Here is a 21,831-nt window from a genome sequence, read left to right as displayed (position 1 = left end):
CTTATTCGGCTGATTCAACCGCTGCGATCATCCGCACTACATCTATCGTCTCGGCCACGTCATGCACGCGCAAGATGCGCGCACCCTTGACCACGGCAAGTGCCGCAAGTGCCAGGCCGCCATGCAGCCGCTCACCCACCGGACGATTCAACGCCAGACCTATCATGCTCTTGCGCGAAACCCCGACCAACAAGGGGCGACCAAGGGCATGCAGGGATTCCATATGCTTGAACAGGCTTAAATTGTGCTGCAAGGTCTTGGCAAAGCCAAATCCCGGGTCGAGGATTATCCGCTCGGGAGCAATCCCCGCCGCCGCGCATTGAGCCATGCGCTCAGCAAGGAAGCCTTTCACTTCACCGACCAGATTGTCGTAATGCGGGTCGTCCTGCATCGTGCCCGGCTCGCCAAGCATATGCATCAGACAAACCGGCAGCCCCGTCGCGGCGGCCGCATCCAGAGCGCCATCGCGCTGCAAAGAGCGCACATCGTTGATCAACCCTGCACCCAGCCGCGCAGTTTCGCGCATAACGGCAGGGGTCGAGGTGTCGACAGAGATGATGACGTCCAGCTCTTGATGGATGCGCTCGACAATCGGAGCAACCCGTTCCAGCTCCTCCAGGGGAGAAACTGCGCGCGCACCGGGCCGGGTTGATTCGCCACCGACGTCAATCAGAGTCGCACCGGCAGCCACCATCGCTTCCGCATGGCGCAACGCAGCATCAAGCTGACTGAAGCGACCACCATCGGAAAAGGAATCAGGGGTTACATTAAGAATGCCCATAACGTGTGTATGGGCCAAATCAAGAACCCGGCTGCCGCAAGGCAACCGGGTCGAGGACAACGCAGAAGTCATTTCAAACCTTAATGGTCAGCAGCCGGGCCGCCGATCGGGGCTTCAGGGCGTTCGTTCTGTACCACTGGCGGCGTGCCCGAAGTACCCGAACCACCTTCCCAATCGCGAGGCTCGCGAGGCGTACGACCGGCCATGATGTCGTCAATCTGCTCGGCATCAATGGTCTCGTACTTCATCAGGGCATCAGCCATGGCGTCGAGCTTGTCGCGGTTGTCGGTGAGGATCTGCTTGGCCGTGCCGTAGCACTGGTCAATGATGCTGCGCACCTCGGAGTCGATCAGCTTGGCTGTCTCGCCGGAGAAGCTGGCAGCTTGACCACCACCACCGCGACCCAGGAATACTTCGCCTTCTTCCTCGGCATACATCAAAGGACCGAGTTTCTCCGACAGACCCCACTTGGTCACCATGTTCCGTGCAATCTGGCTGGCACGCATGATGTCGTTGGAGGCACCGGTGGTAACACCGTCGAAGCCCAGGGTCATCTCTTCGGCGATCCGGCCGCCATACAGCGAGCAGATCTGGCTGATCAAGGCACGCTTGGAGAGGCTGTAGCGATCCTCTTCCGGCAGGAACATGGTGACGCCCAGCGCCCGGCCACGAGGAATGATCGATACCTTGTAGACCGGGTCATGCTCAGGCACAACGCGACCAACAATGGCGTGACCGGCTTCATGATAAGCGGTGTTCTGCTTCTCTTTCTCGGACATGACCATGGATTTGCGCTCGGCGCCCATCATGATCTTGTCTTTCGCCAGCTCGAACTCCTTCATTTCAACGATGCGCTTGCCGGTACGGGCGGCAAACAGCGACGCCTCGTTCACCAGGTTGGCAAGGTCGGCACCGGAGAAGCCTGGAGTACCACGGGCAATCACGGCCGGAGCCACGTCGTCGCCCATTGGCACTTTGCGCATGTGCACTTTCAGGATCTGCTCACGACCACGGATGTCTGGCAACCCGACAACGACCTGACGGTCAAAACGGCCCGGACGCAGCAAAGCGGGGTCGAGTACGTCTGGACGGTTGGTTGCAGCGATCACGATGATGCCGTCGTTCATTTCAAAGCCGTCCATCTCAACCAGCAACTGGTTAAGCGTCTGCTCACGCTCATCATGACCGCCGCCCATGCCGGCGCCACGATGGCGACCAACGGCGTCGATTTCATCGATGAAGATGATGCACGGGGCGTGCTTCTTGGCCTGTTCGAACATATCGCGAACACGGCTGGCACCTACACCGACGAACATTTCGACGAAGTCGGAACCGGAAATGGTGAAGAAAGGTACTTTGGCTTCGCCGGCAATGGCCTTGGCCAACAGGGTTTTACCGGTACCTGGCGGGCCAACCATCAGCACACCGCGAGGAATACGGCCACCCAGGCGCTGGAACTTGCCCGGATCGCGCAGGAACTCAACCAGTTCGCCCACTTCTTCCTTGGCTTCGTCGCAGCCTGCAACGTCAGCCAAGGTGGTTTTCACCTGATCTTCGGAAAGCAGGCGTGCCTTGCTCTTGCCGAAGCTCATCGGCCCGCCCTTGCCTCCCGCACCACCTTGCATCTGGCGCATGAAGAACATGAACACGGCGATAATCACCAGTATCGGGAAGCTGGCCACCAGGAGCTGGGTCCAGATGCTCTGCTGCTCAGGCTGCTTGCCTTCGACAACCACGTGGTTATCCACCAGGTCGCCGATCAGGCCATTGTCCTGGATTGCCGGACGGATGGTCTTGAAGCTGTCGCCATCGTTGCGCTTGCCGGTAATCACGTAGCCATCAACCGCTACGCGCTCGACCTTGCCATCCTTAACTTGCTGGATGAAGTCGGAATAGTTGAGGGTCTGCGGCTCGTTAGGGCTGGAGAAGTTGTTCATCACCGTCACGAGGACAGCCGCGATGATCAACCACAGGATCAGATTCTTTGCCATATCGTTCAATTAACTACCCTCTGAAGCAAGCTCCGCTACTGGCGCGTGCTTCGCATGATATTCACCGGCCTAACTTACTACATTACCTACAACTCTGGCAGGCGCCGTCTGTAACCCTTTGTGAAACTTTGACTACACAATATTCGTAAAGCTTCATGACGAAAGCGATATAAAAAAACCTATCGCCTCCGTCAAATTTCTCAAAAACGCTCTTCACTGGCAGCGCCTTCAATGCCACGGAAGCCGCGACCCAGCAAATACTGCTCGCGAGACCTGTCCCGGGAAGAGTCAGGCTTGCGTGTCTGTACCTTGTCGAACAGTTTGCGGATGTTCTTGTGATACTCGTCGAAGCCTTCACCCTGGAAGACCTTGACCAGGAAGTCACCACCCGGACGCAGTACCCGCCCTGCCAGGTCCAGTGCCAATTCGCACAGGAACATGGCTCGCGGCATATCAACAGCCGGTAATCCACTCATATTGGGGGCCATATCGGAAATCACAAGGTCTACCTGCGAATTTCCGACGGCCTCAAGGATCTGTGCCAGCACTTCATCCTGGGTAAAATCGCCGTGAACAAAGGTCACGTCAGGGATGCTGTCCATTTCCAGGATGTCGGAAGCGATCAAACGACCTTGTCCACCAATCAGACGACTGGTCACCTGGGACCAGCCACCCGGGGCGGCACCCAGGTCGATAACGCTCATGCCAGGACGGATCAACTTGTCCTTTTCCTGGATCTCCAGCAGTTTGTAGCTGGCCCGGGAACGGTAGCCATCCTTTTGCGCCATTTTGACGTAAGGGTCGTTGAAATGCTCTTGCAGCCACTTAAGGCTAGTTTTGGAACGGGCCACGGGCCACCTCGAAAATAAAACGGGTCGTGATTAACTGGGCGGTCCCGGACTCGCTCGGGTAAACTGGCCGCCGCTTTTTACAAGATCAGACGCAGGGGTCAGATTATGCCGCTCACTCAAGAGCAGAAGAAACAGTACAAATCCATTGGCCACCATCTGAAACCAGTTTTGATTGTGGCTGACAACGGTTTGACTGAAGGTGTGTTAGCCGAACTTGAACGCGCATTGGGCGATCACGAGCTAATCAAGATCAAGGTCAGCATCCTTGATCGCGAGGCGCGCCTGGCAGCTATTGCAGAACTGTGCAAGGCTGGCAAAGCGGACCTGGTTCAGGTCATCGGCAAGATGGCGCTGCTGTATCGCAAGAACTTCAGCGCCAACAAGCAACTGTCGAACGTACACCGCTTCAAGTGAAACAAGGGTCACGGGCGTGCTTCGCACGCCCTGCCACTCCATCCTGGCGCCGGCTGTACAACCAGCACCAACCCGGAAAACCCTAGCACAAGATAGCTGAACAGCTGCCAGCGCAACGCCTCCGGCAGAAAGATGCGCACCACGCAAAACATTGCGCACGCATACAGCGCCATCAACAGCAGTTGCCCGCGAATATCCCGCCACAGACTCCCCAAGCCTTCGGCCTTGATCAGCACCAGCGCCTGAAGCGTCACGCACGCCGCTGCAAAACCTACCAGCAACGCGCTTAATAATCCGCTGACCTCATCGATCAGCAACGGTGCCAGGCCAATCAGGCCCAGCGCCGGCAGCACACCAATATGTAACAGCCATAGGCCGCCAACCCAAAGCATCTGGGCAAACTGCCAAAGCATGGCGCCCGCACGAAGCGGGCGCCGTCTTTCAGATGTGACGAACTTCGACAATCTCGTACTCGATCACGCCACCAGGCGTCTTGACGGCCACCACGTCACCCTCTTCCTTGGCAATCAAGGCGCGGGCCAGCGGCGAACCGACGGAGATCTTGCCGAGTTTGAAGTCGGCCTCGTCTTCACCCACGATGTGGTAAACCACGCTTTCGTCAGTCTCGACGTTGGCGATTTCCACGGTGGTGCCGAAAATCACCTTGCCGGTATGCGGGATGGTCGTGACGTCGATAACCACCGAATTCTGCAGGCGGCCTTCGATGTCACGGATCCGCGCCTCGACCATACCTTGCTGCTCGCGGGCAGCATGGTATTCAGCGTTTTCCTTCAGGTCACCCAATTCCCGGGCCGTACCGATGTCCTGGCTCAGCTTCGGACGGACGACCTTGGTCAGGTGGGCGTGCTCTTCTTCCAGGGCTTTTGCGCCCTGGACGGTCATTGGGTATTTGATCATGCCTTCAATCCTGCGTGTAGATCCTGCAAGCGACGCACGGTTTTTTCAGGACCGAACTTCAGCGCTTCGCAGATAGCTTCGCCAGCAGCAATGGTGGTGGTGCAGTAGATCTTGTGCTGCAAGGCGTTACGACGAATGGAGTAGGAGTCCGCGATCGACTGGCGACCTTCGGTGGTGTTGATGATCAAGGTGACTTCGTCATTCTTGATCATGTCGACCACGTGTGGACGGCCTTCCGTCACCTTGTTCACGCGACGCACTTTCAGGCCGGCAGCCTCGATCAGCTTGGCGGTCCCGGCAGTGGCCACGACTTCGAAGCCCAAGTTGATCAGATCACGGGCCACGCCTGCAACCAGCGGCTTGTCATCATCGCGCACGCTGATGAACGCAGTACCGCCGGTAGGCAGCACCTCGCTGGCGCCCATCTGGGCTTTGGCGAATGCTTCACCGAAGGTATCGCCCACGCCCATCACTTCACCGGTGGACTTCATCTCCGGGCCCAGGATCGGGTCCACACCAGGGAATTTGGCGAATGGGAACACCGCCTCTTTCACACTGTAGAAGTTCGGAATGATTTCCTTGGTGAAGCCGATTTCCTTCAAGGTCTTACCGGCCATCACACGGGCAGCAATCATTGCCAGGGAAACACCGATGCACTTGGAAACAAACGGCACGGTACGCGAGGCGCGCGGGTTGACTTCGATGACGTAGATGTCTTCGCCTTGCAGCGCCAACTGTACGTTCATCAGGCCGACCACGCCCAGCTCCAGGGCCATTTTCTTGACCTGTTCGCGCATCTCGTCCTGGATGTGTGCAGGCAGCGAGTATGGCGGCAGCGAACAAGCGGAGTCACCGGAGTGAACGCCAGCCTGTTCGATGTGCTGCATGATCGCGCCGATCACCACGTCGGTGCCGTCGCAGACCGCATCCACGTCCATCTCGATGGCGCAGTTGAGGAAGTGGTCCAGCAGCACCGGGCTATCGTTGGACACTTTCACCGCATCACGCAGGTAACGCTTGAGTTCGTCTTCTTCGTAGACGATTTCCATCGCCCGGCCACCCAGTACGTAGGACGGACGCACCACCAGCGGGTAACCAATCTTGCTGGCCGCGCGGATCGCTTCGTCTTCGCTGCGCACAGTGGCGTTTGGCGGCTGACGCAGGTTCAGGCGCTCAACCATCTGCTGGAAGCGCTCACGGTCTTCGGCACGGTCGATAGCGTCAGGGCTGGTACCGATGATCGGCACGCCAGCAGCTTCAAGTGCGCGAGCCAGTTTCAACGGGGTTTGGCCGCCGTACTGGACGATCACGCCTTTTGGCTTCTCGACACGGCAGATTTCCAGTACGTCTTCCAGCGTTACCGGCTCGAAGTACAGACGGTCGGAAGTGTCGTAGTCAGTAGAAACAGTTTCCGGGTTGCAGTTGACCATGATGGTCTCGTACCCGTCTTCGCGCAGGGCGAGAGCGGCGTGTACGCAGCAATAATCGAACTCGATGCCTTGGCCGATACGGTTTGGACCGCCGCCCAGGATCATGATCTTGTCGCGGCCCGACGGCGCGGCTTCGCACTCTTCCTCGTAGGTGGAGTACATGTATGCAGTGTCGGTGGCGAACTCGGCCGCACAGGTATCAACGCGCTTGTAGACCGGGAAGATGTCCAGCTTGTGGCGATGGGTGCGCAGGTTCTTCTCGGTCACGCCCAGCAGCTTGGCCAGACGCATGTCGGAGAAACCTTTGCGCTTGAGGCGGAACATCAGGTCGCGGTCGATGGAGGACAGACCGAGGGTCTTGACCTTCTCTTCTTCCTTGATCAGATCTTCGATCTGCACCAGGAACCACGGGTCGATCATGTTCATGCCGAAGATGTCTTCGACGGTCATGCCGGCGCGGAAAGCATCGGCCACGTACCAGATACGCTCGGCACCCGGCACGGTCAGCTCGCGCTTGAGCACGCTCATGCTATCCGGGTTGCTCAGGTCGAGCTTCTCGTCCAGACCGCAAACGCCCACTTCCAGGCCGCGCAGGGCTTTCTGCAGGGACTCCTGGAAGGTGCGGCCGATGGCCATGACTTCACCGACCGACTTCATCTGAGTGGTCAGGCGGGCGTCGGCTTTCGGGAATTTCTCGAAAGCGAAGCGTGGCAACTTGGTGACGACGTAATCGATCGACGGCTCGAAGGAAGCCGGTGTTGCGCCGCCGGTGATTTCGTTCTGCAGCTCGTCCAGGGTGTAACCGATCGCCAGCTTGGCGGCGATGCGCGCAATCGGGAAGCCGGTAGCTTTCGATGCCAGCGCCGAAGAACGCGATACACGCGGGTTCATCTCGATCACAACCATGCGGCCAGTGTCCGGGCAGATGCCGAACTGGACGTTGGAGCCACCGGTTTCCACACCGATCTCACGCAGCACCGCCAAAGAGGCGTTACGCATGATCTGGTATTCCTTGTCCGTCAGGGTCTGTGCCGGCGCAACGGTGATCGAGTCACCGGTGTGCACGCCCATCGGGTCGAAGTTTTCGATCGAGCAGACGATGATGCAGTTGTCCTTCTTATCGCGGACAACCTCCATCTCATATTCTTTCCAGCCGATCAGGGATTCGTCGATCAGCAGCTCTTTGGTCGGAGACAGGTCCAGGCCGCGGGCGCAGATTTCTTCGAACTCTTCACGGTTGTAAGCGATACCGCCGCCGGTGCCGCCCATGGTGAAGGACGGACGGATGATGCACGGGAAGCCCAGGCGCTCCAGGACCGCGTTGGCCTCTTCCATGCTATGGGCGATACCGGAACGCGGGCAATCAAGGCCGATGGACTTCATGGCCTTGTCGAAACGCGAACGGTCTTCAGCCTTGTCGATGGTGTCGGCATTGGCGCCGATCATCTCTACGCCGAACTTCTCCAGGACGCCTTCGCGCTCCAGGTCCAGTGCGCAGTTCAGGGCGGTCTGGCCACCCATGGTTGGCAGCAGTGCGTCCGGACGCTCTTTCTCGATGATCTTGGCAACGGTCTGCCACTTGATCGGCTCGATGTAGGTGGCGTCGGCCATGTCCGGGTCGGTCATGATGGTGGCCGGGTTGGAGTTCACCAGGATGACGCGGTAGCCCTCTTCGCGCAGGGCTTTACAGGCCTGGGCGCCGGAGTAGTCGAATTCGCAGGCCTGGCCGATCACGATCGGGCCAGCGCCGAGAATCAGGATGCTTTTTATGTCTGTACGTTTTGGCATGGGTTTGTCACTCAAATCCGCAGGTCAGTCGGCAAGCCGTCTTGAACAATCTTTGAAGAGCCCGAGGGGGCCGCCGGTTTCCCGGGCCGCCCTCAGGCCGCTCAGTTAGCGTCGCTTGGCCATCTCATTGATGAAACGGTCGAACAGCGGCGCTACGTCGTTCGGGCCCGGGCTTGCTTCAGGGTGGCCCTGGAAGCTGAACGCGCTCTTGTCGGTGCGCTCGATACCTTGCAGGGAACCGTCGAACAGCGACTTGTGAATCGCCCGGACGTTGCCCGGCAGCGTCGCTTCATCCACCGCAAAACCATGGTTCTGGCTGGTGATCATCACGACGCCAGTGTCCAGGTCCTGCACCGGGTGGTTGGCACCGTGGTGGCCGTGACCCATTTTTAGGGTCTTGGCGCCGGAAGCCAGGGCCAGCAGTTGGTGGCCGAGGCAGATGCCGAACACCGGGATCTCGGTTTCCAGCACTTCCTTGATCGCCTTGATGGCGTAGTCGCAAGGCTCCGGGTCACCCGGGCCGTTGGACAGGAACACGCCGTCCGGCTGCAGGGCCAGTACGTCGCTGGCCGGGGTCTGCGCAGGCACCACGGTCACGCGGCAACCGCGCTCGACCAGCATGCGCAGGATGTTGTGCTTGATACCGTAGTCGTAGGCCACGACGTGGTACGGCAGTTCGGAAGCTTCGATGGTCGCGTGGCTGTCGGTCTTCAAGTCCCAGACGGTGGAGCGCCACTCGTACGTTTCCTTGGTGCTGACGACTTTCGCCAGATCCATGCCTTTCAGGCCAGGGAAACCTTGGGCCGCTGCAATCGCTGCTTCTTCGGAGATGTTGTCACCGGCCATGATGCAGCCGTTCTGCGAGCCTTTTTCACGCAGGATGCGTGTCAGGCGACGCGTATCGATACCGGCGATCGCCACAACGTTGTTGGCTTTCAGGTAATCGGACAGGGACATCGTGTTACGCCAGTTGCTCGCTACCAGTGGCAGGTCACGAATGACCAGGCCAGCCGACCAGACACGATCAGACTCGGCGTCTTCCGGTGTAGTACCGGTGTTGCCGATGTGCGGATAGGTCAGGGTAACGATCTGTTGGGCGTAGGAAGGATCAGTAAGGATTTCCTGATAGCCGGTCATGGCGGTGTTGAACACCACCTCTCCAACGGTCTGACCGTCGGCTCCAATGGCTTCGCCGCGAAAAATGCTGCCATCAGCAAGGGCGAGTATGGCTGGCTTAGTCAAGAAGACCTCCCGTAAATAAAGCCTGAAAGGGCGATCGCAGGTTGTAAAAAAGCGGAGTGACGTATGGACACGTCACCCCGCTTCTTCACTGAATTATTCTGCGCGCTTTTAGTGGACACACTAAAGCTGTAGCTTACAGAAAAAGGCTTTTTTGGTCCACCGCTAATGAGCCTTAAAGGCAGGGGAATACGACGGGACGTCGCCTAGCGGGTAAAAACGGGGCCTCAGCATATTCCTGAGACCCCGTTTTAGCTACTTCTTAATGCAGGTCCAGCACGTCGCGCATGTCGTACAGGGCCGGCGCACGACCCTCAAGCCACAGCGCCGCACGTACAGCACCCTTGGCGAACGTCATACGGCTAGACGCCTTGTGGGTGATCTCAAGACGCTCACCCTCGGTTGCGAACAGCACGGTGTGATCGCCCACCACATCACCGCCGCGAACGGTGGCAAAACCGATGGTGTCGTGGGCGCGGGCACCGGTATGGCCTTCGCGGCCATACACCGCCACCTTCGACAGGTCACGACCCAGGGCATCGGCAATCGCCTCGCCCATACGCAATGCCGTACCGGACGGCGCATCGATCTTGTGCCGGTGATGAGTCTCGATGATCTCGATGTCAGCCTCATCACCCATCACCCGCGCCGCCATGTCGAGCAGCTTCAGCGACAGATTGACGCCGACGCTGAAATTGGCCGCGAACACGATTGGAATATCCTTGCCCGCCTCCACCAGCAGCTGCTTTTGCTCGGCGCTCAGGCCCGTTGTGCCGATCACCATGGCCTTGCCCGCCTTGCGGCAGAACGCCAGGTTTTTCAGCATCACGTCCGGCAGGGTGAAATCGATCAGCACGTCGAATTCGTCGGCAACCTGCTCCAGATTGCCGGACAACGAAACACCGATCCGCCCCAGGGACGCCAACTCACCCGCATCCGCACCTATCAAGGTGCTGCCGGGACGAACAATCGCCGCCGTCAGCCCGGAGGCCGGCGAGCGCGCCTGCACGGCCTCGACCAGGGTCTTGCCCATGCGCCCGGCAGCGCCCATCACCGCGATACGTCGCATACTCACTTCCTTACAGGTCGCCGAAGAAGCGCTTCACGCCTTCGAACCAGCCGGTGGTTTTTGGCGAATGAGTGTCATCGCCGGCCAGGGAGCTGCGGAACTCTTCCAGCAGTTCGCGCTGACGACGCCCCAGGTTCACCGGCGTCTCTACCGCCACACGGCACATCAGGTCACCAGCACCGCCACCGCGCACCGGCGCAACGCCTTTGCCACGGATACGGAATTGCTTGCCGGTCTGCGTACCCTCAGGGATCTTCAGCTTGACCCGACCGTCCAGCGTCGGAATCTCAAGCTCGCCACCCAAGGCCGCATCGACAAAGCTGATCGGCACTTCACAGAACAAATGCTTGCCGTCGCGCTGGAAAATCGAGTGCTCGCGCACATTGATCACCACATACAGGTCGCCCGTCGGGCCGCCCTGAGTGCCCGCCTCGCCTTCGCCCGACAGACGAATGCGGTCGCCAGTATCAACACCCGCCGGCACTTTCACCGAGAGAGTCTTGTACTCTTCGACACGCCCTTCGCCGTGGCACGAGTCGCACGGATCGGAAATGATCTTGCCCTGGCCGTGGCAGCGCGGGCAGGTTTGCTGCACCGAGAAGAAGCCTTGCTGCATGCGTACCTGGCCGATACCGCCGCAAGTCGGGCAAGTGATCGGCGAGGAGCCTTTCTTGGCGCCCGAACCGTCGCACGGCTTGCAATTGACCAGCGTCGGAACACGGATATTGACGCTGGTGCCGCGCACCGCTTCTTCCAGGTTCAGTTCCAGGGTGTAGCGCAGGTCGCTGCCACGCTGGGCACCGCCACGCTGGCCACCGCGGCCGCCGCCAAAGAAGTCGCTGAACACGTCGCCGAAAATATCGGAGAAGTTCTGCCCGCCGAAACCGGCACCGCCGCCACCCATGCTTGGGTCGACACCGGCATGGCCATACTGATCGTAAGCGGCGCGCTTGTTCGGATCACACAGGCATTCGTAGGCCTCATTGGCCTCTTTGAACAGCTCTTCGGATTCTTTGCTATCCGGATTACGGTCCGGGTGGTGCTTCATTGCCAGGCGACGGTAAGCCTTTTTCAGGTCCGCCTCGCTGGAGCCGCGCTCCACACCCAACACTTCGTAATAGTCACGCTTTGCCATAAGTCTTTGCACTCTTAAGGACGTCCGGCAAAACCCTCCTGAGCCTTGCCAAACTCGTTGAGCCCCAATACAGGCCCGGACCCAACTCACGTCAATTCAACGATCCTGGTCGTTACTGCTTTCAGCCGGCAACCGGCCAAAAACGCGGTGACTGTCGTCCGGAAAGCAGGAGCATTCCCGATCACACCGCCAGCATCCGAGCGTTGTCGCATGCTGTAAAAATTCGCGTACCCCAGACACGCCAACGCGGGAGCAAGCTCCCGCGCGGCGACATCCTACCAGTCACCGCTTGTGAGCGGTCAACCGGGCGACCAAGTTACTTCTGGTCTTTGACTTCTTCGAACTCGGCATCGACAACATCGTCGTGCTTGGCTTCAGGTTCTGCCTGGTGTGCAGCACCGTCAGCCGGTTGGCCTTGTTCGGCGTACATTTTCTGAGCCACTGGCGCAGAGACTTTCGACAGCTCTTCAACCTTGGCTTCGATAGCAGCCTTGTCGTCGCCTTTAACGGCGGCTTCCAGGGCAACTACTGCGGCTTCGATTGCAGTTTTCTCTTCGGCAGTCACTTTGTCGCCAGCGTCAGCGATCATTTTGCGAGTCGAGTGAACCAGTGCATCACCCTGGTTACGGGCAGCGGCCAGCTCTTCGAACTTGCGGTCTTCGTCAGCGTTGGCTTCAGCGTCACGGATCATCTGCTGGATTTCTTCCTCGGACAGACCCGAGTTAGCCTTGATCACGATCGACTGAGTCTTGCCGGTGGCCTTGTCTTTGGCGCCTACGTGCAGAATGCCGTTGGCGTCGATGTCGAAGGTCACTTCAATTTGCGGCACGCCACGTGGTGCCGGTGGAATCTCGGCCAGGTCGAACTTGCCCAGGGACTTGTTCTGACCGGCTTGCTTACGCTCACCTTGCAGCACGTGAATGGTCACGGCGCCCTGGTTGTCGTCGGCAGTCGAGAACACTTGCGATTTCTTGGTAGGAATCGTGGTATTTTTCTCGATCAGCGCAGTCATCACGCCGCCCATGGTTTCGATACCCAGGGTCAGCGGGCTTACGTCCAGCAGCAGAACGTCTTTCACGTCGCCGGCCAATACCGCGCCCTGGATGGCAGCACCCATGGCAACTGCTTCGTCCGGGTTCACGTCTTTACGCGCTTCTTTACCGAAGAACTCGGTAACCAGCTTCTGAACCAGTGGCATACGGGTCTGACCGCCCACCAGGATCACGTCGTTGATCGCGCCAACGTCGATACCCGAGTCTTTCAGCGCAATGCGGCAAGGCTCGATGGTGCGTTGAACCAGGTCTTCTACCAGCGCTTCCAGCTTGGCGCGGGAGATTTTCACGTTCAAGTGTTTAGGACCGGTAGCGTCTGCAGTGATGTACGGCAGGTTCACGTCGGTCGAATTGCTCGAAGACAGTTCGATCTTGGCTTTCTCAGCGGCTTCTTTCAGGCGCTGCATGGCCAGCGGGTCACCCTTGAGGTTCATGCCGCTTTCTTTCTTGAATTCGTCAACGAGGTAGTCGATCAGACGAATGTCAAAGTCTTCACCGCCCAGGAACGTGTCACCGTTGGTAGCCAACACTTCGAACTGGTGCTCGCCATCGACTTCAGCGATTTCGATCACGGAAACGTCGAAGGTACCGCCACCCAGGTCGTAAACGATCACAGTGTGGTCGCCCTTGGCCTTGTCCATACCGTAGGCCAGAGCGGCTGCGGTTGGTTCGTTGATGATACGTTTCACGTCCAGGCCAGCAATACGGCCGGCGTCTTTGGTCGCCTGGCGCTGGCTGTCGTTGAAGTAGGCCGGAACGGTGATCACCGCTTCAGTCACGGCTTCACCGAGGTAGTCTTCGGCGGTTTTCTTCATCTTTTTCAAGATTTCAGCCGAGATTTGTGGCGGCGACATTTTCTGGCCGTTCACTTCAACCCAGGCGTCACCGTTGTCAGCCTTGGCGATTTTGTACGGGACCATCTTGATGTCTTTCTGTACGACTTCTTCGTCGAACTTACGACCGATCAGACGCTTCACCGCGTACAGGGTGTTATGCGGATTGGTCACAGCTTGACGCTTGGCGGACTGGCCCACCAGGATTTCGCCGTCGTTGGCATAAGCCACGATGGACGGAGTGGTGCGTGCGCCTTCGGCGTTTTCAATAACTTTGGATACGCCGTTTTCCAGCACGGAGACGCAGGAGTTGGTAGTCCCCAGGTCGATACCGATAATTTTGCCCATGATTTACTCTCCCGAAACTTAGATTTTTTTGCCGCAGCAGTGGTGGCTAACTGCGGCAGTACTTAAACGCTTGACTTATAGATGGGGCCGTTACGACTTATTTCAAGCCTGCTCATCAATAGAAGGTGCAACCGGTGCAGGAGCCTTGCTCACCACAACCATTGCCGGGCGCAGCAAGCGACCGTTGAGCTGGTAACCCTTCTGGAACACCTTCAATACGCTGTTCGGCTCAAGATCAGCGTTTTCCTGCATCGCCATTGCCTGGTGATGCTCGGCATTGAACGGCTCGCCGCCTTGCGGATCGATGGCTTCCAGCTGGTAACGCTTCAGGGTGTCCTGGAACATTTTCAGGGTCAGTTCGATCCCTTCGCGCATTGGGCGGATGTTTTCGTCGTCCGGGTTGGACAGCTCAAGGCCACGCTCCAGGCTGTCGATGATCGGCAACAGATCACCGGCAAATTTTTCCAGGGCGAATTTGTGAGCTTTTTCTACATCCTGCTCGGCGCGGCGGCGGACGTTCTGCAGATCGGCGGCAACACGCAACGATTGATCCTGTGCGCCTGCCAATTGCTCTTCGAGCACTTGCACACGAGCGGCCAGGTCTTCACCTGCGGCCTGGTTGGCGTCTGGATTTTGCGTATCCTGCGTCTGTTCGTCAGCCATAGATTTCTCCTTTCAAAATCATGCGCGAACTCGACTCGCGCTTCTGTTCCGGTATATGGGGCCACAATTTTCAGGTTCAAGGGTCGAGGCGTTACCAAAAGTCTTTCACTTGTCCTGGATCAATTCTTATCAATCATTCCCTGTTGCGCTTAAAAAGCGATTTATTCAAGCAAATCGGACTAAGCATCAGGATTGTCACCTTCAAACAAAACACTGTATAAATAACCAGACCTAAAGCCTGGGAGCGGCCGTCATGCTGGTGCACCTGTCCGTACATAACTACGCCATCGTTGAACATCTGGATCTTGAACTGGATCGCGGGATGAGCGTAATCACAGGCGAAACCGGCGCCGGCAAGTCGATCATGCTCGACGCTCTGGGCCTGACCCTGGGTGATCGCGCCGACAGCGGGGTGGTACGCCCGGGCGCCGACAAGGCCGACATCCTCGCCACCTTTGACCTGGCCGATATCCCGGAAGCCGAGGCCTGGCTTGCCGAGCGCGACCTTAACAATGAAGGCCCGTGCATCCTGCGCCGGGTGATCACGGCCGAAGGGCGCTCCCGCGGCTATATAAATGGCACGCCCTGCCCGCTCGGCGATTTGAAAGCCCTGGGCGAACTGCTGATCGATATCCACAGCCAGCATGAACACCAGTCCCTGCTGAAAACCGACACCCATCGCCGACTCCTCGACGAATACGCCGGTGCCACCGATCTTGCGCGCCAGGTGCAATTGGCTGCGCAGCGCTGGCGCCAGACCCGCCAGGAGCTGGAGCGCCTTTCCAACTCCGGCGATGAGCAGCGTGCCCGCCACCAATTGCTTAGCTACCAACTGGAAGAGCTGGAAAGCCTGGGGCTCGGCGAGACGGAACTGGAGCAACTGGAACAGGAACACAAGAACCTGACCAACGCCGAAACCCTGCTGGGTATCTGTCGGCAAGTAGTGGAGCAGTGCAGCGAAAGTGACTCCGGCAATGTGCTCAACGCCCTGACTGCCAGCCTGAACCGGCTATCCAGCGTGAATAACGCATCAGGCTCGCTGAACGAAGCCACCACCTTGCTGACCAGCGCGCAAATCCAGGTAGAAGAAGCCGTGGGCGAGCTGAACCGTTTCCTCGATCACTTCGATGCCGACCCAGCCCGCCTGCAGGATATAGAAGAGCGCCTGGACACCATCTACACCCTGGCGCGCAAACACCGGATCCAGCCGACCGAAGTCGCAACCATGCAGCAAAAGCTGCTGGATGAAATTGAAACCCTGAACGCCAACGACGAATCCATCGAGCGACTGGGTGAAGAGCTGGCGTCCTTTGCTCGTCATTATCACGAGAAAGCCCGAGAGCTCAGCGACCTGCGCCATCAGGCAGCGACCGGCCTGGCCAGTGCGGTAGAGCAGGAAATCCAGCGCCTGGGCATGCCCGGCGGGCGCTTCACCATCGAGTTGCACACTAACACCAGCAATGAACTGCTGCCCAACGGCCTTGAACAGGTAGAACTGCTGGTCAGCGCGAACCCGGGCCAGCCACTCAAGGCACTGGCAAAGGTAGCTTCCGGCGGCGAGCTGTCGCGGATCAGCCTGGCGATTCAGGTGATCACCGCCCAGACCTCTCGCGTGCCAACACTGGTATTCGATGAAGTGGACGTAGGGATCGGCGGCCCGACTGCCGAGATCGTGGGCCAGTTGCTGCGCCGGCTGGGCGATCGCGGCCAGGTACTGACCGTCACCCACTTGCCACAAGTAGCCGCCCAAGGGCATCAGCACTTGTTCGTGCACAAGGTGCGAGGCAGCGATGCGACCCATACCGCCGTGTCCAAGCTGAACAAGACCGAACGGGTAGAAGAAGTGGCGCGGATGCTCGGCGGCATCGACTTGACCAAGGAGTCCTTGGCTCACGCGAAGAAAATGGTGGTAACCGCGAAGGCCTGAAGCCTGGCTTACTGAGTATTTTCTTTCTATAGAAAGCACGAAGGCGACCCTAGGGTCGCCTTCGATCGTTTCGCAGAGCGAATCTGCGTAGCTTTCTTACTTTTTCTTACGTATGTAGAGAACCAGATTGTGGTCCACCAAATCGAATCCATGCTGCTCAGCGATCATGTGCTGGAGCTTCTCGATTTCCGGACTGGTGAACTCGATAACCTCATTGGTATCCAGGTCAACCATGTGGTCGTGATGACCGCCGTCGGCCAGTTCGAACACTGCATGACCGCCGTCGAAATTATGACGAACCACCAGTCCTGCTGCTTCAAACTGGGTCAGAACACGGTAAACCGTGGCCAGGCCGACGTCCTCGTTAGACTCCATCAGCGCCTTGTATACATCCTCGGCACTCATGTGGCGCTGCTCAGCAGAATCGAGCATTTGTAGAATCTTGACTCGTGGCAGAGTCACTTTAAGACCGGCTTTGCGTAGTTCGCTATTTTCAACCATGGTTAGCTTTCTCGCGGATGCTGCTTCGCAGCTTCTCTTAATACGGGTATGATCGGCGTTTACGTTGTCCCAGCCAAGATAGTGGAAGTCGCCCACCGATGCAAAACACCAAGCTCTTGCTAACCAGTTTCACCTTTGTGGGACTGCTCGCACTCGCCGGTTGTTCATTCCCCGGGGTTTACAAAATCGACATCCAGCAGGGCAATGTCGTCACGCAGGACATGATAGACCAGTTACGCCCGGGAATGACCCGACGGCAAGTACGGTTTATCATGGGCAATCCCCTGCTGACCGACACATTCCATGCCGATCGCTGGGATTATCTCTATAGCATCCAACCTGGTGGCGGTGAACGCCAGCAGGAGCGGGTCAGTGTCATCTTCAATGGCAATGACCAGCTCGTCAGCCTGTCGGGGGACTTCAAACCGGGCGTAAGCCGCGATGAAGCCTTGCTGGGCAAAGACACCGGCACCACGACTCCTGCGCCCGCGCAGAACGAGGAGAAGCCGAAGTCCGAAGTACCGGCCAAGCCTGGCTCCTTGCTGGACGAGATCCAGAAAGGCGTCGACGGCGTGCAAACCGTTCCGGTGCCAACTCCAGAACCTCTGGACGCCAGCCCGCAGTAAGTTTGTAACGCTCGATAAAAAGCCCGGCATGCCGGGCTTTTTGTTGTCTGCCGTTTCTCAAGCTATGAATTCTGCTGTTTTGCCTTGGCAGCCTTGGCCGCACGCAAACGACGTATCTCCATCGGATCTGCGAGCAATGGCCGATAGATCTCGATTCGGTCTCCAGCCTGCACCACACGCACGTCAGCGTCTGCCACCACCTTGCCGAAAATCCCCAAGGGGCAATCCTGCAGATTCAGCTCCGGAAATTGCGCAGCCATTCCCGAGCCCAACACTGCGGCCCTGAGGGTTGAGCCCGGCGCTACTGCCAGGCTCATCAACACCTGGCGATCCACCGCGGCGTACACCACCTCGATTTCAACCAATGGCTCAGCCATGCATTTGCTTGGCGCGCTGGCAAAACGCGTCCACCAGAGTATTGGCCGCCTGATTGAACAGCGGCCCCAGGGTGGCACGCACGATAGGGCCGGCATAGTCGAACGACAGGTCCAGGCTGATCTTGCAGGCTTTCTCGTTCAACGCCTTGAACACCCACACACCGTGCAACTGAGTGAACGGCCCTTCTTCGAGATTCATCTCGATGGACTGCCCGGGCACCAGCGTGTTGCGCGTGACAAAGTGCTGGCTCAAGCCGCCCTTTGCCACCCCCACGCTGGCAACCATGTGCTCATCACTGCTCTCCAACACCTCGGCAGTCGAACACCAAGGCAGGAACTCCGGGTAACGCGCCACGTCGTTGACCAGGTCATAGAGCGCCTGTGCCGGATAAGGCAACAGGGCCGAACGTTGAATATGCGTCGTCATGTGAGCGTTATTTCCACAGCTGAGCGGCAAACATCGCGAAAGGACAACAGGATTCGCGAAAGAAAAAAATCAAAAACCAGCCTGCATTGTCCGGGATTCATTCAACACGCTCAAGCACGCAGGTTGACCGTAGCCGACGCGCTCGCAACTCCCTATAATGCCGCCCCTATGGCTAAACAAAAGAAACACCCAACAGGGACCATCGCGCAAAATAAAAAGGCGCGACACGATTACTTCATCGAACATCGTTTCGAGGCTGGTCTGGTCCTGGCCGGCTGGGAAGTAAAAAGTCTGCGTGCCAGCAAGCTGCAGCTGGTCGACAGTTATGTGCTGCTCAAAGACGGCGAGGCATGGCTGCTCGGCAGTCATATCACGCCGCTGATGACCGCGAGCACCCACGTGATCGCCGACCCGGTGCGCACGCGCAAGCTGTTGCTCAATGCCCGCGAGCTGGAAAAGCTCCACGCCGCCGTGCAGCAAAAGGGCTACGCCTGTGTCTGCCTGTCGTGGTACTGGAGCAAGCACCTGGTCAAGTGCGAGATCGCACTGGGCAAGGGCAAGAAGGAATACGACAAGCGTGATACCGAGCGCGAGCGCGATTCCAACCGGGAATTGCAGCGTGCCGTGCGCAACAAGGGCAAGGAAGACTGACTTTCTTGTGACTTGATGTGGATGAGGGAGCCGGCTCCCTCATCCACAGCATTTGCTACATCCCTTTGCGCCGCTCCGCCCGGGCCATGCGCTGAACCTCCTGCCGCACTTCCTCCAGCACTTCCTGCACGTACAGCAGGTGACGTGTTGAGACTTCCCGTGCCTGCTCGGCACGCCCCTCGATAATCGCCAGGTACAGGTCCCGGTGCTGATTGATCAGCATGTCGCGGGTCTCCGTACGCTGCTGGTACATGCCGCCAATATTGGTCACCACATTACGCTTGAGCAGGTCGAACAAGCCGCGAATGGTGTGCAGCAATACCGCGTTATGGCTGGCCTCGGCGATGGCCAGGTGAAACCTCGCATCCGCCGCGCCCTCTTCCGCCCGGCTCACTTCATCCGACCGCGTGTAGCAATCCTGCAACTCCTCGAACGCTGCCGTTAGCCGCTCGCGGTCCACCTCAGTGGCACGCAACGCTGCGTAATACGCGCACGAGGCCTCCAGGGTCTGACGAAACTCCAGAAGATCACGCTGAGCCTCCGGATTATTTTCCAGCAGATGCAGCAGCGGATCACTGAAGGTTGAACCCAGCGACTCCACCACATAATTGCCACCACCTTGGCGACTGATCAGCAAACCTTTTGCCACCAGCTTTTGGATCGCCTCACGCAACGACGGCCGCGACACCCCGAACTGCTCGGCCAGTGCGCGCTCGGCCGGCAAGCGCTCGCCCGACTTCAGCGTGCCCTCAAGGATCATGCCCTCAAGCTGCTCGACGATGTCGTCAGACAAACGGCGCTGACGCACCTGATCAAACCCCATAACTCACTCTCCACCATCCCGACCACTCGCCAGGGCCCCTATTCTGGCCTATCGCCGCGTATCCGGCACCTATCAGAACGCCCTCGTTTAAGCCAATCAGCACCCACCAACCCCGACCTACGACCAAAGATTCACAAGCGGCAAATTGACACATCCCCCAGAAGGCTTTTAACCTAGCCAACGGTGATTGTAAATTGGTAATACCAATTACCCAAATCATCCAAGCAGTGCCTGACCAACAACAATTAGGGGCCACCCCATATGCAAACCTGGCAACAGCTCTACAGCCCGCTCGGCAGCCTCGGCCTGTCCGCACTGGCCGCCGTCATTCCCATCGTATTTTTCTTCCTGGCCCTGGCGGTGTTTCGCCTCAAAGGCCACGTTGCGGGCAGCATCACCCTGGCACTGTCGATCCTGGTGGCGATCTTTGCCTTCCAGATGCCGGTCGACATGGCGCTCGCCGCCGCCGGTTATGGCTTCGCCTACGGCCTGTGGCCAATCGCCTGGATTATCGTCGCCGCCGTATTCCTGTACAAACTGACGGTCAAGAGCGGCCAGTTCGAAATCATCCGCAGCTCCGTGCTGTCGATTACCGACGACCAGCGCCTGCAAGTGCTGCTGATCGGCTTCTGCTTCGGCGCGTTCCTGGAAGGCGCCGCCGGTTTCGGCGCACCGGTGGCGATTACTGCCGCACTGCTGGTAGGCCTGGGTTTCAACCCGCTGTATGCCGCCGGCCTGTGCCTGATTGCCAACACCGCCCCCGTTGCGTTCGGCGCACTGGGGATTCCGATCATCGTGGCCGGGCAAGTGACCGGGATCGACGCGTTCAAGATCGGCGCCATGGCCGGTCGCCAGTTGCCGCTGCTGTCGTTGTTCGTGCCGTTTTGGCTGGTGTTCATGATGGACGGGCTGCGCGGCGTCAAGGAAACCTGGCCTGCCGCGCTGGTTGCGGGCCTGAGCTTCGCCGTTACCCAGTTCTTCACCTCGAACTACATCGGCCCGGAACTGCCGGACATCACCTCGGCCCTGGCCAGCCTGATTTCCCTGACCCTGTTCCTGAAAGTCTGGCAGCCCAAGCGCAGTGCCGGCGCGCAAATCGTTGGCGCAACGTCCGGCACTGCCGTCACTGCCAGCGCCGGTGGCTTTGGCCTGCCGCGCAACACCCTGGCTTCGCCTTACAGCCTGGGGGAAATTTTCAAGGCCTGGTCGCCGTTCCTGATCCTGACCGTGCTGGTCACCATCTGGACCCTCAAGCCCTTCAAGGCGATGTTCGCCGCCGGCGGCGCGATGTACAGCTCGGTATTCAACTTTGCGATCCCGCACCTGGATCAACTGGTGATCAAGGTTGCGCCCATCGTTGCCACCCCGACGGCAATCCCGGCGGTATTCAAGCTTGATCCGATTTCCGCGACCGGCACGGCCATTTTCTTCTCCGCTTTGGTTTCGATGCTGGTGCTGAAAATCGATTTCAAAACTGGTCTGACCACCTTGAAAGAAACCTTTTATGAGCTGCGCTGGCCGATCCTTTCCATCGGCATGGTGCTGGCCTTTGCCTTCGTCACCAACTATTCGGGCATGTCATCAACCATGGCCCTGGTGCTGGCGGCTACCGGCGCGGCATTCCCGTTCTTCTCGCCATTCCTTGGCTGGCTCGGAGTGTTTCTGACCGGCTCCGACACCTCGTCCAACGCGCTGTTCAGCTCGCTGCAAGCCACTACCGCGCACCAGATCGGCGTCAACGACACCTTGCTGGTAGCGGCGAACACCAGCGGCGGCGTGACCGGCAAGATGATCTCGCCGCAGTCGATTGCCGTGGCATGCGCCGCCACTGGCCTGGTGGGCAAGGAATCCGACCTGTTCCGCTTTACCCTCAAGCACAGCCTGTTTTTCGCGACGATCGTCGGGCTGATCACCTTGGCCCAGGCTTACTGGTTCACCGGTATGCTGGTGCACTAAGACCTGCACGCGATAGGGTAAGAACCGACGC

Annotated in this window: 20 protein-coding genes; 5 read left to right on the top strand and 15 right to left on the bottom strand. The window is 58.7% G+C overall.

What is annotated here, in order from left to right; genetic code table 11:
- Position 1 precedes the first annotated feature (1 nt).
- The 3 genes from folP to rlmE all read right to left on the bottom strand — a co-directional run bounded on the left by folP (position 2) and on the right by rlmE (position 3,623).
- Entirely contained in the window at positions 2-853 is an 852-nt protein-coding gene (folP, locus tag HX807_RS21495) for a dihydropteroate synthase (protein ID WP_102368079.1), read from the bottom strand.
- An 8-nt stretch (positions 854-861) separates the two neighbouring features.
- The gene (gene ftsH, locus HX807_RS21490; protein WP_008436840.1) at positions 862-2,772 is read right to left on the bottom strand and encodes an ATP-dependent zinc metalloprotease FtsH; all 1,911 of its coding nucleotides are present in this window, start codon (positions 2,770-2,772) and stop codon (positions 862-864) included.
- Between the two features lie 200 nt (positions 2,773-2,972).
- Positions 2,973-3,623 (bottom strand): 23S rRNA (uridine(2552)-2'-O)-methyltransferase RlmE, encoded by a 651-nt coding sequence (gene rlmE, locus HX807_RS21485; protein ID WP_003212203.1) that lies wholly within the window; start codon positions 3,621-3,623, stop codon positions 2,973-2,975.
- Between the two features lie 105 nt (positions 3,624-3,728).
- On the opposite strand from rlmE, the gene yhbY reads away from it, so the two are divergent.
- Positions 3,729-4,037 (top strand): ribosome assembly RNA-binding protein YhbY, encoded by a 309-nt coding sequence (gene yhbY / locus HX807_RS21480; RefSeq protein ID WP_003212205.1) that lies wholly within the window; start codon positions 3,729-3,731, stop codon positions 4,035-4,037.
- 8 nt (positions 4,038-4,045) lie between these two features.
- Here yhbY and HX807_RS21475 read toward each other — a convergent pair whose 3' ends face one another.
- From HX807_RS21475 to grpE, 8 genes are all read right to left on the bottom strand, one after another.
- Entirely contained in the window at positions 4,046-4,450 is a 405-nt protein-coding gene (locus HX807_RS21475) for a hypothetical protein (protein WP_003212207.1), read from the bottom strand.
- 28 nt (positions 4,451-4,478) lie between these two features.
- A complete protein-coding gene (greA, locus tag HX807_RS21470; protein WP_003212209.1) occupies positions 4,479-4,955 on the bottom strand; it encodes a transcription elongation factor GreA in 477 nt (158 codons plus the stop codon).
- Positions 4,952-8,173, bottom strand: coding sequence for a carbamoyl-phosphate synthase large subunit (gene carB / locus HX807_RS21465; RefSeq protein WP_177050987.1), 3,222 nt, complete (start codon positions 8,171-8,173; stop codon positions 4,952-4,954). The genes greA and carB overlap by 4 nt, the downstream gene beginning before the upstream one ends.
- A gap of 105 nt (positions 8,174-8,278) precedes the next feature.
- Complete coding sequence (gene carA, locus HX807_RS21460) at positions 8,279-9,415, bottom strand: glutamine-hydrolyzing carbamoyl-phosphate synthase small subunit (RefSeq protein WP_177050978.1); 1,137 nt, start codon at positions 9,413-9,415, stop codon at positions 8,279-8,281.
- Between the two features lie 259 nt (positions 9,416-9,674).
- Positions 9,675-10,481 (bottom strand): 4-hydroxy-tetrahydrodipicolinate reductase, encoded by an 807-nt coding sequence (gene dapB / locus HX807_RS21455; protein WP_003212216.1) that lies wholly within the window; start codon positions 10,479-10,481, stop codon positions 9,675-9,677.
- 10 nt (positions 10,482-10,491) lie between these two features.
- Positions 10,492-11,616, bottom strand: a complete 1,125-nt coding sequence (dnaJ, locus tag HX807_RS21450; RefSeq protein ID WP_003212219.1) for a molecular chaperone DnaJ — start codon at positions 11,614-11,616, stop codon at positions 10,492-10,494.
- Positions 11,617-11,932: 316 nt separating this feature from the next.
- Complete coding sequence (gene dnaK / locus HX807_RS21445; protein ID WP_003212222.1) at positions 11,933-13,849, bottom strand: molecular chaperone DnaK; 1,917 nt, start codon at positions 13,847-13,849, stop codon at positions 11,933-11,935.
- Positions 13,850-13,951: 102 nt separating this feature from the next.
- On the bottom strand, positions 13,952-14,512 hold the full coding sequence (gene grpE / locus HX807_RS21440) for a nucleotide exchange factor GrpE (protein WP_003212224.1): 561 nt from the start codon (positions 14,510-14,512) through the stop codon (positions 13,952-13,954).
- Positions 14,513-14,765: 253 nt separating this feature from the next.
- Here grpE and recN point away from each other — a divergent pair, with 253 nt between their 5' ends.
- A complete protein-coding gene (gene recN / locus HX807_RS21435; RefSeq protein ID WP_008436836.1) occupies positions 14,766-16,439 on the top strand; it encodes a DNA repair protein RecN in 1,674 nt (557 codons plus the stop codon).
- A gap of 96 nt (positions 16,440-16,535) precedes the next feature.
- Here the strand turns inward: recN and fur are convergent, their stop codons facing one another.
- A complete protein-coding gene (gene fur, locus HX807_RS21430; RefSeq protein WP_003212228.1) occupies positions 16,536-16,940 on the bottom strand; it encodes a ferric iron uptake transcriptional regulator in 405 nt (134 codons plus the stop codon).
- A gap of 98 nt (positions 16,941-17,038) precedes the next feature.
- On the opposite strand from fur, the gene HX807_RS21425 reads away from it, so the two are divergent.
- Positions 17,039-17,566 (top strand): outer membrane protein assembly factor BamE, encoded by a 528-nt coding sequence (locus HX807_RS21425; protein ID WP_177050969.1) that lies wholly within the window; start codon positions 17,039-17,041, stop codon positions 17,564-17,566.
- A gap of 62 nt (positions 17,567-17,628) precedes the next feature.
- Here HX807_RS21425 and HX807_RS21420 read toward each other — a convergent pair whose 3' ends face one another.
- Positions 17,629-17,943: an RnfH family protein gene (locus tag HX807_RS21420; RefSeq protein WP_177009217.1), complete on the bottom strand. Its 315-nt coding sequence runs from the start codon at positions 17,941-17,943 to the stop codon at positions 17,629-17,631.
- Complete coding sequence (locus HX807_RS21415; protein ID WP_003212236.1) at positions 17,936-18,370, bottom strand: type II toxin-antitoxin system RatA family toxin; 435 nt, start codon at positions 18,368-18,370, stop codon at positions 17,936-17,938. Before HX807_RS21415 ends, HX807_RS21420 begins: the two co-directional genes overlap by 8 nt.
- A gap of 168 nt (positions 18,371-18,538) precedes the next feature.
- Here HX807_RS21415 and smpB point away from each other — a divergent pair, with 168 nt between their 5' ends.
- On the top strand, positions 18,539-19,021 hold the full coding sequence (smpB, locus tag HX807_RS21410) for an SsrA-binding protein SmpB (protein WP_003212238.1): 483 nt from the start codon (positions 18,539-18,541) through the stop codon (positions 19,019-19,021).
- 55 nt (positions 19,022-19,076) lie between these two features.
- On the opposite strand, the gene HX807_RS21405 is transcribed toward smpB, so the two are convergent.
- Complete coding sequence (locus HX807_RS21405) at positions 19,077-19,844, bottom strand: FCD domain-containing protein (RefSeq protein ID WP_003212240.1); 768 nt, start codon at positions 19,842-19,844, stop codon at positions 19,077-19,079.
- A 261-nt stretch (positions 19,845-20,105) separates the two neighbouring features.
- Between HX807_RS21405 and HX807_RS21400 the strand changes: the two genes are divergently transcribed.
- Positions 20,106-21,800: a lactate permease LctP family transporter gene (locus HX807_RS21400; protein WP_003212243.1), complete on the top strand. Its 1,695-nt coding sequence runs from the start codon at positions 20,106-20,108 to the stop codon at positions 21,798-21,800.
- Positions 21,801-21,831: the final 31 nt, after the last annotated feature.

It is taken from the genome of Pseudomonas sp. D8002 (assembly GCF_013385695.1).
In the GTDB taxonomy this organism is placed as follows: Bacteria; Pseudomonadota; Gammaproteobacteria; order Pseudomonadales; family Pseudomonadaceae; genus Aquipseudomonas.
This window is presented reverse-complemented; position numbering and strand designations above follow the sequence as displayed.